Source organism: Escherichia sp. MAL-1 (assembly GCF_052948035.1).
In genome coordinates, this window is sequence record NZ_CM129609.1 from 1,796,369 (window position 1) to 1,809,864 (window position 13,496).

Here is a 13,496-nt window from a genome sequence, read left to right on the forward strand (position 1 = left end):
TCTAAAGGTGCTGTTTACCGATTAAAGTATGAGCGATTTTCTGATGCCTGCCAGGGCGGAGAGATAATGTCAGTTTGCTGACCATGCGTGGGATAATGTTGCCGGATCTGGTCTGAACGCCATCTCCGGCTAACAAAATAATGTCGCTAAAACTAAACGATGCGGCAGGCGTCGGCTTCCCAGCGGTAACCGACGCCATAAACGGCGCGGATAAATGACTGTTCGGCGTCGAGAGATTCCAGCTTGCGGCGCAGGTTTTTAATGTGGCTGTCGATGGTGCGGTCGGTTACTACGCGGTAGTCGTCATAAAGATGATTGAGCAATTGCTCGCGGGAGAACACTTTTCCTGGTTCGTGAGAGAGCGTTTTCAGCAGACGAAATTCCGCAGGCGTCAGGTCAAGCATTTTACCGCGCCATGAAGCCTGAAAACGACCTTCGTCGATAATCAACGGGCTTTCAGCATCCTGTTGCTGCAACTCGCGCTGCGGTTTGCAACGGCGCAAAATGGTTTTGACGCGCGCTACCACTTCCCGTGGGCTGTACGGCTTACAGATATAATCATCTGCGCCAATCTCCAGCCCCAGCAGGCGATCGATCTCTTCGATTTTTGCCGTCACCATCACGATCGGAATGTCAGAAAAACGACGAATTTCCCGGCACAGCGTCAGGCCATCGGTGCCAGGGAGCATCAGATCTAACAGGATCAGATCCGGTGGTGTCTGGCGCACATACGGCAGTACCTGATCGCCGTGGCTGATAAGCGTCGGCGCATAGCTCGCAGCACGCAGATAATCAATGAGCAACTGCCCCAGCTTCGGTTCATCTTCCACGATCAAAATACGCGGTGTGTTTTCGTCGATTGGTAACTCGGTCATACTTCTCTCTGTAAATCCCGTTCCAGCGGTAACTCTACTGTAATGCTTACCCCGCCAAAAGGCGAATGGGCAGCAATAATGCGACCATTATGTGCTTCAACAATGTTCAGGCAAATCGCCAGCCCCAGCCCGGAACCGCCGCTGGCACGGTTGCGGGAACCTTCGGTGCGATAAAAACGTTCAAACAATTTTTGTAGCTGATCGTCACTGACACCTGGCGCACTGTCGGCAAAGGTCAGGCGCACCGTTTTGTCGCGCTGCCCGGCAGAGATTTGCAGGCTGCCGCCGCTGTCAGTGTAGCGCAGGCTGTTTTCCAGTAAGTTATTGAATAACTGCATTAAACGGTCGCGATCGCCAAATACGGTAATACTGTCTGGCAGGGAAAATTGCAGTTTCAGGCCACGACTGGCGAATCGTTCGCGAAATGCGCCGCCCGCCACTTCCAGCAGTGGGATCAAATCTACCGGTGCTTTTTGATAGGCGAGAGCGCCTTCATCAGACATCGACAACTGATGGAGATCGTCAACCAGTTTGGTCAGTGTACCGACCTCCGCCTGTAAAGACGCCACCGTCTCCGGCGTGAATTTACGCACGCCATCCTGAATGGCTTCCAGTTCACCGCGCAGCACCGCTAATGGCGTACGCAGTTCGTGAGAAATATCGGCCATAAAATCGCGCCGCATTTGCTGGTTTTTCTCCAGTGTGCTGGCAAGCTGGTTGAAGTCTTGCGCCAGTTTGCCCAGTTCATCTTCACTGGTGGGCGTTACGCGGGTAGTGAAATCGCCCGCCGCCAGTTTGTGCGTGCCATCGACAAGTCGTTTTACCGGTGCCAGTAAACCGCGCGCCAGCAGAAAAGTGGCAAGTGCCGCGAGTAACGTTGCCAGGGCGACAATCAACCAGCTGGTTTGCCGCTGTTGTTTATCGAAATTGATATCAGTATTGCGCGTTAACCGCTCAACGGGGGAGGCGATCACCGCGCCAACTTCCGCACCGTTGACCAGAATGGGTCGCCGTGTACCGTCAGGTGGAATCGGCGCTCGCGGACCAACCAGCACTTTGTTGTTTTGATCAACCACCCAGAACTGGGTACGCCAGCCGTGCGGTGGCATACCCGGGCCGGGTTTATCTTCCGAATTATCGTGTTCAAATGAACGCAGGATCTGAAAGACAAAGCGATCATTGTTGCGCAGGAAGCGCCAGTTGCCATGCTGCGCATACTGCTCGCCAAGCGCATCACTTAACAGTTGTAATCGCTGTTCATTACCATGCTTGATGTAATCAATAAAGCCACGCTCAAAACTGATACGCACCGCCCAGTGCATACTGATCAGCAAGACAATGCAGGTGGCGAAAATCGCCAGAAACAGTTTGCCGGTAATACCGGGTCGCCAGAACTTCATTGCGCGCTCCTTTTTCGCCGCGAAATAGCTACATTTTGATGCGTATCGTTCGGCACTCTGGCAAAGATGAACGCCGGAAGGGCGATGATCAACGCCATGCTAAGCCAGGTGTACATAAAGACGGTTTGTGTGGTGCCGCTGTCGACGCTGACATGCTGTGAACCAAAAAGTCCCAGCAACAGCCCGGCGATAGTGACGCCGATACTCATCGACAATTGCATAATCATCGACAGCAGGCTGTTGCCGCTGCTCGCCAGATTGTCCGGGAGATCTTTCAGCGTCAGGGTGTTCATGGAGGAGAAACGCGTCGAGTTGACCATCCCTTGTAAAAACAGGACGAACGGCAAAACGTAGTACCAGCCCAGCAGGGCGGTAGTCATAAACAACAGGGTGACCAGCGACAGACCCAGCGTGGTCGCTACCAGTACCCGACGATAACCAAAGCGATTCACCACCTGTACCACAATTCGCTTCATTCCCATGCTGCCAAGCACCATCGGGATCATCATCAGTCCGGCATGAAACGGCGAGAAACCGAGGCCAATTTGCAGGAAAACCGGTGTCATAAAGGGCAACATGCCACTGCCAATACGTCCGGCAAAGCTCCCCGCCAGGCCCAGCGAAAAGGTACGAGTACGGAACAGTTTCAGACTGAACAGGGCACGGTTGTTATTTCTGGCGTGCAGCAGATAAAGCACCAGTGCCACCACGCCAACTGCGACCAGGCCTGCAATCGTCAGCGGCGATAAACCTGTACCTTTACTGCCGTCCAGCGCCAGGGTTAATACCGCCATGCCAACCGCCAGCAATAAAAATCCGGAGAGATCAAAGCGCCGCGTCTGCATGGTGTAGTTCGGCATTAACAGCAATGTGGCGATCGCACCGATAATCCCCACCGGAATGTTGATCAAAAAGATCCAGTGCCACGATGCGTACTCCACCAGCAGACCGCCGAGCGCCGGACCGAGCAGCGGACCGACCTGACCGGGTAACGTGACAAAGGTCATCGCCGCCATATATTGCTCGCGCGGTACGATTTTCATCACCGTCAATCTGCCGACCGGCACCATCATCGCGCCGCCAACGCCCTGTAACGCGCGTGCCAGCAACAGTTCGTTCAGCGTGCCGGAAAGCGCGCAAAACAGTGAACCGAGAGTAAACAGCACGATGGCGGTAAAGAAAATATTGCGCACGCCGACTTTGTCCGCCAGCCAGCCGCTGGCGGGCAGCATCACCGCCACGGTCAGCACATAAGAGACAATGACCATGTGCATATGCAACGGACTTTCCCCGAGGCTTTGCGCCATTGAGGGAAGGGCGGTGTTTACGATGGTGGTGTCCAGCGACTGCATAAAGAAGCCGAAAGCCACAATCCACAATTGCCAACGGGTGCTGTCGGGAAGATCTGTCATTTACTCGGTTACCGTTTGTTTAGGTTTACGCGAAAAACGCAGCCGCAGACGGTCGAAAAAGAGATACACCACCGGCGTGGTATACAGCGTAAGGAGCTGGCTCATTACCAGTCCGCCGACAATGGTGATCCCCAGGGGTTGCCGCAGCTCCGAGCCGTCGCCGCCCGACAATACCAGCGGCAGCGCACCAAACAGCGCCGCCAGGGTAGTCATCATAATCGGGCGAAAACGCAGCAGACAGGCCTGGAAAATAGCTTCCTGCGGCGTCAGGTTACCGTGCCGTTGGGCTTCAAGCGCAAAATCGACCATCATAATGGCGTTTTTCTTCACGATGCCGATTAATAGCATGATCCCTATCAGGGCGATTAGGCTGAACGGGGCATTGAACAGCTCCAGCGCCAACAGCGCTCCAACGCCCGCCGAGGGCAGGGTGGAGAGAATCGTCAGCGGATGTACGTAACTCTCGTAAAGGATACCCAGCACGATATACACCGTGGCGATGGCGGCGATAATCAGGATCACCTGCGAGTTCATCGTCTCCTGGAACACCTGCGCCGTGCCGGCAAAACTGCCGCGCACCGTCGAAGGCACACCAAGCTGGGTCATTGCGCGATCGATCGCCGCACTGGCGTCCGAGAGCGATTTTCCGGTCGGCAGGTTAAACGAAATGGTCGAGGCCGCCGATAATCCCTGATGATTCACCGATAGTGGGGCATTCGCCGGTTGCCATTTAGCGAAATACGACAGCGGGATCGCTTTGCCTTCGTTATTGATAACGAACATTTTTTCCAGCGCACTGATGTCCTGGGTATAGCGCGGATCCACTTCCATCACCACTTTATACTGGTTCATCGGCTGGTAAATGGTCGAGATTTGCCGCTGACCGAAGGCGTTATTTAACAGACTGTTGGCGGCTTGTACGTCGATTCCCAGCCGTGCCATGGTGTCGCGGTCGTAAACCAGATTCATCTCCGCGCCGTTATCCTGCTGATCGGAGTTCACGTCCGCCAGTTCCGGCAACGTCGCCAGTTTTTTGCGGATTTTCGGCTCCCATTCTCGCAGTGCCGCCAGGTCGTCGGATAACAACGTGTACTGGTAGCTGGCGTTCGACTGACGCCCACCAACGCGAATATCCTGTACCGCCATCAGGAACAGATTCGCCCCCGGTTCTTTCGCCAGTTTTACGCGCAGACGGTCGATAATTTGCTGCGCCGTTTCGCTGCGTTCGTCGCGTGGCTTGAGGGTGATAAACATCATCCCGCTGTTCACTCGCGAACCGCCTGTAAAGCCGGTGACATTATCCACTGCCGGATCGTCACGGATAATTTTCATGAAATCCTGCAACTTACCGCGCATCGCCTGAAACGAAATACTCTGATCCGCCTGAATCCCGCCCATCAACACGCCAGTGTCCTGCTCCGGGAAGAAGGTTTTCGGGATCGAGATATACAGCCAGATATTCAGCGCAATGGTGCCAAGCAGCACCACGCCCACCAGACGGGTATGATTGAGCACCCATTTCAGTGACTTGCCGTAGCCTTGTTGCAGGGCTACCAACATGCGACCAAAACCACGCAGTCGCTTTTGCTCGCGCGGCTTGCTGGCTTTCAGCATCCAGCCACACATCATTGGCGTTAATGTCAGAGAAACCAGCAACGATATACCAATGGCGACAGAAAGCGTCACGGCAAATTCGCGTAACAGTCGGCCCGGCAATCCGCCCATCAACAGCAGCGGCAGGAACACCGCCACCAGTGACAGACTCATCGACAGCACCGTAAAACCGACTTCGCGAGTACCTTGCAGTGCGGCTTGCAACGGTTTCATTCCCGCTTCCAGATGACGTGCAATGTTTTCCAGCACCACGATGGCGTCATCCACCACGAAACCAGTAGCGATGGTGAGCGCCATTAACGAAAGGTTATTGAGACTGAATCCGCACAGGTACATCGCCGCAAACGTACCAATCAGCGAAACCGGCACCGAAACGGCGGGAATAATAGTGGCGCGACCCGAGCGCAGGAATAAAAACACCACCAGAATCACCAGCGCCACCGAGATAATCAGCGTTTGCTCGACTTCTTCCAGCGAGGCGCGAATGGTGGGGGAGCGATCCTGGGCAATTTGCAGATCAATCGCCGCCGGAATGGTTTCCTGCAACTCCGGTAATTTTGCCCGGATGCTGTCAACCGTCTGGATAATATTGGCTTCCGGCAGTTTGCGGATCATCAGTAAAATAGCCGGTTTGGCGTTGGTCATCCCGGCGTTGCGCACATCCTGCACTGAGTCGGTCACCGTCGCCACATCGCCCAGACGAACCGCGCCGCCGTTGTTGTAGTGAATAATCAACGGCTGATATTCAGCGGCGGTTTTTAGCTCATCATTGGTCTGGATCTGCCAGCGGTGAGTGCCATCTTCCAGCGCGCCCTGCGGTTTACGCACGTTGGCATTGCTGACGGCGGTGCGTACGTCGTCCAGCGACACGCCCTGATTAAACAGCGCCTGCGGATTCAGCCCGACGCGTACGGCGGGCAGTGAGCTGCCTCCGACATCGACATCACCAACACCGTCGATTTGCGAAATCGTCGGAGCCAGCTGCGTCGAGGCGAAATCGTACAGTTCACCCTGCGAATAAGTATCGGACGTCAGCGTGAGGATCATAATTGGCGCATCCGACGGGTTCGCTTTGCGATAGGTCGGGCGGCTGGGCATCCCACTGGGCAGCAAACTTTGTGCAGCGTTGATCGCCGCCTGCACATCACGCGCTGCGCCGTTGATATCCCGGTCAAAATCAAACTGCAAAATAATACGCGTGCTGCCGAGCGAACTGCTGGAGGTCATTTCACTGACTCCGGCAATGCGCCCAAGTGAGCGCTCCAGCGGCGTGGCAACGGAAGACGCCATTGTTTCTGGTGACGCACCGGGCAGCGAGGCGCTGACGATAATCACCGGAAAATCGACCTGCGGCAGCGGGGCGACCGGCAGCATACGGAAGCCCAGTATGCCGCACAGGGTAATGGCAACCGACAGTAAAATCGTCGCCACCGGGCGGTAAATGAAGAGGGCAAAAAACTTCACTTACGCCTCCTCTTCATGACGGGCAAAGCGGCTTTTGGTCCACAATGCCAGGCGGTCGAACAGCAAATAAATCACCGGCGTGGTAAACAGCGTCAGCACCTGGCTGACAATCAGACCGCCGACCATGCCGATACCTAACGGACGACGCAGTTCCGCGCCGACCCCGGTACTCAACATCAGCGGCAGCGCGCCAAGCAGAGCCGCCAGAGTGGTCATCAGGATCGGACGAAAACGCAACAGACAAGCCTGGTAGATTGCCTCGCGCGGCGACATGCCTTGCTCGCGCTCAGCAGCCAGCGCGAAGTCGATCATCATGATGGCGTTCTTCTTCACGATACCGATCAGCAAAATAATGCCGATAATCGCAATCACATCCAGTTCGCTACCGGCAATCATTAACGCCAGCAGGGCGCCAACACCTGCCGTGGGTAGCGTCGAGAGAATGGTGATCGGGTGAATAAAGCTCTCGTACAGAATGCCGAGCACGATATACATCGCCACCACCGCCGCGACAATCAGCCAGACAGTGCTGCCCAGCGCCGACTGGAAGGCGAGGGTGCTGCCCTGGAACTGCGTGGTGATATCCACCGGCAGATTCAGCGTCTTTTCGGTGTCCATAATCGCCTGCACCGCATCGCCCAGCGAATAGTTATCTGGCACGTTAAAAGAGATGGTCGTTACCGGGAACTGATCCAGATGGTTGATGGAAAGCGGCGCAAAACGCTGTTCAACTTTGGCAATTGAGCTTAACGGCACCACGCCGCCGTCGCTGCTGGTCAGGCGAATGGTATCTAGCGCCGCAAGCCCTGGGGTATTTTCGGTGTTGTGCTCCAGCACCACGCGATACTGGTTGGCCTGAGTATAAATAGTGGAAATCAGCCGCTGACCAAACGCGTTGTACAGGGCGTTATCGACATCCGCCATGCTGATCCCCAGACGGCTGGCGCTGTCGCGATCAACATTGACATACGCCACCAGCCCTTTGTCCTGCCAGTCGCTGGAGACATCAGAAAGCTGTGGCAGTTGCTGGAGTTTTTCCATCAACTGTGGCACCCAGGTACTGAGCGCATCCAGTGACGTGGCCTGCAAGGTAAACTGGTACTGGGTGCGGCTGACCTGAGTATCAATAGTCAGATCCTGCGTTGGTTGCAGGAAGAGATCGACGCCCGGCACTTTATCTACCGCCGTTTGCAGACGGGCGATGACTTTTTGCACCCGATCATCACGTTCATCCAACGGTTTGAGGTTGATTTGTAAACGTGCACTGTTCAGCGACGGGTTAGTGCCATCAACGCCAACAAATGAGGTCAGGCTTTGCACTGCCGGATCCTGCAAAATCACGTCCGCGACCTGGCGTTGTCGCTGGGCCATATTGGCAAAGGAGCTGGATTGCGGTGCCTGCAAAGTGCCCTGAATAATGCCATTGTCCTGTACCGGGAAGAAACCTTTCGGAATGAACACCCACAGCAGCACGCTAAGCAGCAGCGTGCTGAGTGCCACGCTTAAGGTCAGCCACGGATGATTCAGCACTTTCGCCAGTCCACGACCATAGGCGGCGATTATCCTGTCGAACATTTTTTCCGAGGCACGGGAGAAGCGGTTCTGTTTACGCAACGACTCCTGGCTGAGCATCCGCGCGCACATCATCGGTGTCAGGGTCAGCGACACCACCGCTGAGATCAAAATCGCTACCGCCAGGGTAATAGCAAATTCTCGGAACAGTCGCCCGACGATATCGCCCATAAACAGCAGTGGGATCAACACCGCAATCAGTGAGAAGGTCAGCGAGATAATGGTAAAGCCGATTTCACCTGCGCCCTTGAGCGCCGCCGCCAACGGTTTTTCGCCTTTTTCGATATAGCGGGAAATGTTTTCGATCACCACGATGGCGTCATCGACCACGAACCCGGTGGCGATAGTTAACGCCATCAGCGTCAGGTTATTGATTGAAAAATCGAGAAACACCATAACCGCGAAAGTGCCGATTAACGACAGCGGTACAGCAACACCGGGAATGATGGTCGCCGGAATATTGCGCAAAAACAGGTAGATAATCATGACTACCAGCGCGATAGCCATCATCAATTCAAACTGAGTATCATCGACGGATGCGCGGATATTGGTGGTGCGATCGGAAAGCACTGTCACCTTCACCGATTTCGGCAGACTCTCAGTGAGCTGTGGCAGCATCTGCCGAATGCTGTCGGCGGTGGAGATAATGTTAGCACCGGGCTGGCGCTGAACATTCATCACAATGGCCTGTTCTTTGTTCGCCCACGCGCCGAGCCAGCTGTTTTCTGCACCTTGCTCTACAGTTGCGACATCGCCCAGACGAATTGGCGCGCCGTTCTGGTAGGCGATGATTAGCTGGCGATACTCTTCGGCGGATTGCATCTGGTCGTTCGCGGAAAGCGTGACCGCACGGGAAGGGCCGTCGAGGCTACCTTTTGCCGAGTTAACGTTAGCGCCGGTAATGGCGGTGCGCACGGTTTCGCTGGTCAGGCCGAGGGCGGCAATCGCCTGAGCGTTAAGTTTGACGCGAACAGCCGGACGCTGACCGCCGGAAAGCGTCACCAGGCCGACGCCGGAAATCTGCGAGATTTTCTGCGCGACGCGGGTTTCCACCATATCTTCCACTTGCGTCATCGGCATGGCGGTTGAGGTGACGGCGAGCGTCATGATCGGCGGATCTGCCGGGTTCACTTTGCTGTAAACCGGCGGGTTAGGCAGATCGCTCGGCAACAAGTTGGTCGCAGCGTTAATCGCGGCCTGCACTTCCTGCTCGGCGACATCGAGCGGTAATGTTAGCTGGAACTGCAAAGTGATAACTGACGCACCGCCGGAACTTTGCGACGACATCTGTTTCAGGCCAGACATCTGCCCGAACTGGCGTTCTAGCGGCGCGGTAACGGCAGAGGTCATGACATCCGGGCTGGCACCTGGGTAGAGCGTGACCACCTGAATGGTCGGATAGTCCACTTCCGGCAGCGCCGAAACGGGCAGGGCGCGATAACCGATAATCCCGGCGAGTAAGATCGCCACCATCAGCAGCGTGGTGGCCACAGGACGCATAATAAACAGGCGCGACGGGCCGCCTGTGCTGCTCGGGGGTAACACCTGCATCAGGAGCGTGCTCCTTTTTTCGCGTATTCGCGGCTGGTGGCTTTCTCTTCCGGAGTAGTGGCGCTCTGGGCTTCCACCACTTCCACTTTCGCCCCTTCGGTCAGGCGATCAATGCCGTCTGTCACCACGCGATCGCCCGCAGAAATACCTGCACGGATCACCACTTTCTGACTGTCCTGAATGCCCGGCGTCACCAGATGTTTGCTGACCTTGTTTTCGCTATTCAGCACCCAGACAAAATGGCCTTCATTGCCCATTTGCAGGGCGGCTGTTGGGATCACTACGGCGTTTTGTTCGGTGTCGACTAACATGCGCGCGTTAACAAACTGATTGGGAAACAGCGCATCATCCTGATTATTAAAGCGTGCTTTCACTTTAATCGTACCGGTAGTGGCATCGATTTGGTTATCTAGACTTAACAGCGTGCCTTCACTTAATTTCTTCGAGTTGGTGCGATCCCAGGCTTCTACCACCAGCGGTTTTCCGGCTTTCTGCGCCTGCACTACGGTAGCGATATCGCTTTCCGGCAGGGTAAAGACTAAATCGATAGGATGCGTCTGGGTGATCACCACGATCCCGGTGGTATCACCACTGGAGATTTGGTTACCAACATCAACCTGCTTGAGACCAACGCGACCATCGACTGGTGCGGTAATCCGGCTCCAGTCGAGTTGCAGCTGCGCGCTGGCAACGCTTGCTTCATCAGCCTTAATGGTGCCTTCGGTTTCACTGACCAGCGCCTGTTGGGCATCCAGCTCCTGGCGGGAAACGAGATTGGTTTTTGCCAGTTGTTGATAACGCGCCAGGTCACGGCGGGCGTTGGCAAGCGTGGCTTTATCTTTTGCCAGTTGGCCCTGGGCTTGTGCTAATGCAACTTTGAACTGGCTGGGGTCAATTTCTGCCAGTAAATCGCCTGCTTTGACCTGCTGGCCTTCCTGGAAATGTAACGCTATCAGTTGGCCGTCCACGCGGCTGCGCACCGTAACGGTATTAGCGGCGGTAATGGTGCCAAGCCCGGTGAGGTAACGCGGAACTGCCTGTTCTACGGCGGTCGCCGCCTGAACCGGGGCTAATGGGCCGGAACGCATACCACGTCGACCACCCGCTGGCGATTGCTGCGCTTGTTTCGTCGCCCCTGGGGCTGCACTCCGGGAGTCATTGCGGCCTTGCCAGAACCAGAATGCGGCGATGGCGGCGATAACCACCACGATTACGATTACCCAACGGGATTTATAACTACCTTTCATCGTTAAGAGTTTCTCTTCCTGAAACGTTTCGCGGAATGATACTAGTGTAGCCAGCCAATAAGGGAGAAAAATGGAGGAATTATGAAACACTGTCTGGAATCGTCTGAATGACGGGCACATTTGCGAGCACGCATCCAGTAATAACACAGGAAACTATTTTATCTACGCGTTAGCGATAGACTGCTTGCATGGCGAAAGGAGGTAAGCCGACGATTTCAGCGGGACGCTGAAACGGGAAAGCCCCTCCCGAGGAAGGGGCCATAAATAAGGAAAGGGTCATGATGAAGCTACTCATCATCGTGGTGCTCTTAGTCATAAGCTTCCCCGCTTACTAAGACTACCAGGGCGGGGGAAACCCCGCTCTACCCTCACTCCTGAAAGTATGCCTTCACGATAAGATTGTCAATCCGCAGGCTTTGTAGTCTGCGATCCTGCCAGCAAATATTCTTTGCGAGTCGTTACGCAATAATCACAGAGGAAACTATTTTATTCACGCGTTAGCGATAGACTGCATTCAGGGCGAAAGGAGGTAAGCCGATGATTTCAGCGGGACGCTGAAACGGGAAAGCCTCTCCCGGAGAAGAGGGCTTTTAATAAGGAAAGGGTTATGATGAAGCACGTCATCATACTGGTGATACTCTTAGTGATTAGCTTCCAGGCTTACTAAGAACACCAGGGGGAGGGGGAAACCTCTCCCTAACCCTCACTCCTGAAATTATGTCACTCCGCCCTTAGTGTCAATCGACGGCTCTCCGTTCTTGCGAGGCGAATAGCAAAATTTTCTGCGCCGCCGGGCCTAATTCTGAAAGTTTCTTCGTTTGCTCTTATTTCATTATTGCAGTCGGTATGATACCGGACCTCGATAATTCTCTAAGAAAGGATTTCTTATGAGCGAACAAATCACGTTTGCCACCAGCGATTTTGCCAGTAACCCGGAACCACGTTGCCCCTGCATTTTGCTGCTGGATGTTTCTGGTTCTATGAACGGTAGACCTATTAATGAACTTAACGCCGGATTGGTTACCTTTCGTGATGAACTGCTTGCTGATCCGCTGGCTTTAAAAAGAGTGGAACTCGGCATTGTGACGTTCGGCCCGGTGCATGTGGAACAACCCTTTACCAGCGCCGCTAATTTTTTTCCGCCCATCCTGTTTGCCCAGGGCGATACACCAATGGGTGCGGCCATTACCAAAGCCCTGGATATGGTAGAGGAGCGGAAACGTGAGTATCGTGCAAATGGTATTTCGTATTATCGCCCGTGGATTTTCCTGATTACCGATGGTGCACCAACCGATGAGTGGCAGGCTGCAGCCAACAAAGTGTTTCTGGGGGAAGAAGATAAAAGGTTTGCTTTCTTTTCCATCGGTGTTCAGGGGGCGGATATGAAGACGCTGGCACAAATTAGCGTTCGTCAGCCTTTGCCTCTGCAAGGATTACAATTCCGTGAACTGTTTAGCTGGTTATCCAGTTCGCTGCGTTCGGTTTCCCGCTCCACGCCGGGAACGGAAGTTGTGCTGGAAGCGCCAAAAGGCTGGACGTCAGTGTGAGCTGGCGTCTGGTCTATGCATCAACCGTTGGAACGTCGCACATCAGCGCGGACTTGCCTTGTCAGGATGCCTGCCAGATGCAGATTGCCTGGTTAAATGACCAGCAGCCATTATTGTCGGTATTTGTCGCTGATGGCGCAGGCAGTGTCTCGCAGGGTGGCGAAGGCGCGATGCTCGCCGTCAATGAAGCGATGGCTTATATGTCGCAAAAAGTGCAGGGCGGGGAATTGGGGCTTAATGATGTCCTCGCCACAAATATGGTACTGACCATTCGTCAACGACTTTTTGCCGAGGCGGAAGCCAAAGAATTAGCGGTTCGCGATTTTGCCTGCACATTTCTGGGACTGATTTCATCGCCTGACGGCACCTTGATTATGCAGATTGGCGATGGCGGCGTGGTGGTAGATTTGGGTCACGGTCTGCAATTGCCTCTCACGCCGATGGCGGGTGAATATGCCAACATGACGCACTTCATTACCGACGAAGATGCCGTTTCCAGACTGGAAACTTTCACCAGCACTGGGCGTGCGCACAAAGTTGCAGCATTTACGGATGGTATCCAGCGACTGGCGTTAAATATGCTGGATAATTCTCCTCATGTGCCTTTCTTTACCCCGTTTTTCAATGGACTGGCGGCAGCAACGCAGGAACAACTCGATTTATTACCTGAATTGTTAAAGCAGTTTTTGTCCAGCCCGGCGGTAAACGAGCGTACGGATGATGATAAAACGTTGGCACTGGCGCTGTGGGCAGAGTGAGTTTCTCATGGCGGTTGAAGACAACAATTCAACCGCCAGTTTAAACAATAAATATA

The 13,496-nt window shown here is 54.5% G+C and carries 10 protein-coding genes; 4 read left to right on the forward strand and 6 right to left on the reverse strand.

Annotation, left to right across the window (positions count from 1 at the left end; all coding sequences use genetic code 11):
• Nucleotides 1-152: 152 nt before the first annotated feature.
• From baeR to mdtA, 6 genes are read right to left on the reverse strand one after another with little or no spacing between them, the layout of a single operon-like run.
• Nucleotides 153-875 carry an envelope stress response regulator BaeR gene (gene baeR, locus ACU8XX_RS08655; RefSeq protein ID WP_000137877.1) on the reverse strand — a complete coding sequence of 241 codons (723 nt, stop codon included), beginning with the start codon at nt 873-875 and terminating at the stop codon, nt 153-155.
• Nucleotides 872-2,275, reverse strand: coding sequence for an envelope stress sensor histidine kinase BaeS (baeS, locus tag ACU8XX_RS08660; protein ID WP_000675150.1), 1,404 nt, complete (start codon nt 2,273-2,275; stop codon nt 872-874). The genes baeR and baeS overlap by 4 nt, the downstream gene beginning before the upstream one ends.
• On the reverse strand, nt 2,272-3,687 hold the full coding sequence (gene mdtD, locus ACU8XX_RS08665) for an MFS transporter (protein ID WP_000130850.1): 1,416 nt from the start codon (nt 3,685-3,687) through the stop codon (nt 2,272-2,274). The genes baeS and mdtD overlap by 4 nt, the downstream gene beginning before the upstream one ends.
• Nucleotides 3,688-6,765: a multidrug efflux RND transporter permease subunit MdtC gene (gene mdtC, locus ACU8XX_RS08670; RefSeq protein ID WP_000667481.1), complete on the reverse strand. Its 3,078-nt coding sequence runs from the start codon at nt 6,763-6,765 to the stop codon at nt 3,688-3,690.
• Nucleotides 6,766-9,888 (reverse strand): multidrug efflux RND transporter permease subunit MdtB, encoded by a 3,123-nt coding sequence (gene mdtB, locus ACU8XX_RS08675; RefSeq protein ID WP_001197881.1) that lies wholly within the window; start codon nt 9,886-9,888, stop codon nt 6,766-6,768.
• Nucleotides 9,888-11,135, reverse strand: a complete 1,248-nt coding sequence (gene mdtA / locus ACU8XX_RS08680) for a multidrug efflux RND transporter subunit MdtA (protein WP_000678989.1) — start codon at nt 11,133-11,135, stop codon at nt 9,888-9,890. Before mdtA ends, mdtB begins: the two co-directional genes overlap by 1 nt.
• Nucleotides 11,136-11,413: 278 nt before the next feature.
• Between mdtA and ACU8XX_RS08685 the strand changes: the two genes are divergently transcribed.
• The 4 genes from ACU8XX_RS08685 to pphC all read left to right on the forward strand — a co-directional run bounded on the left by ACU8XX_RS08685 (nt 11,414) and on the right by pphC (nt 13,440).
• Complete coding sequence (locus tag ACU8XX_RS08685) at nt 11,414-11,470, forward strand: type I toxin-antitoxin system Ibs family toxin (RefSeq protein WP_001386899.1); 57 nt, start codon at nt 11,414-11,416, stop codon at nt 11,468-11,470.
• Between the two features lie 272 nt (nt 11,471-11,742).
• Nucleotides 11,743-11,802 carry a type I toxin-antitoxin system toxin IbsA gene (gene ibsA, locus ACU8XX_RS08690; protein WP_010723109.1) on the forward strand — a complete coding sequence of 20 codons (60 nt, stop codon included), beginning with the start codon at nt 11,743-11,745 and terminating at the stop codon, nt 11,800-11,802.
• Nucleotides 11,803-12,022: 220 nt separating this feature from the next.
• Nucleotides 12,023-12,682 carry a vWA domain-containing protein gene (locus ACU8XX_RS08695; protein WP_016242256.1) on the forward strand — a complete coding sequence of 220 codons (660 nt, stop codon included), beginning with the start codon at nt 12,023-12,025 and terminating at the stop codon, nt 12,680-12,682.
• Nucleotides 12,679-13,440, forward strand: coding sequence for a protein-serine/threonine phosphatase PphC (gene pphC, locus ACU8XX_RS08700; RefSeq protein WP_000119090.1), 762 nt, complete (start codon nt 12,679-12,681; stop codon nt 13,438-13,440). Before ACU8XX_RS08695 ends, pphC begins: the two co-directional genes overlap by 4 nt.
• The last annotated feature ends 56 nt before the right edge of the window (nt 13,441-13,496 follow it).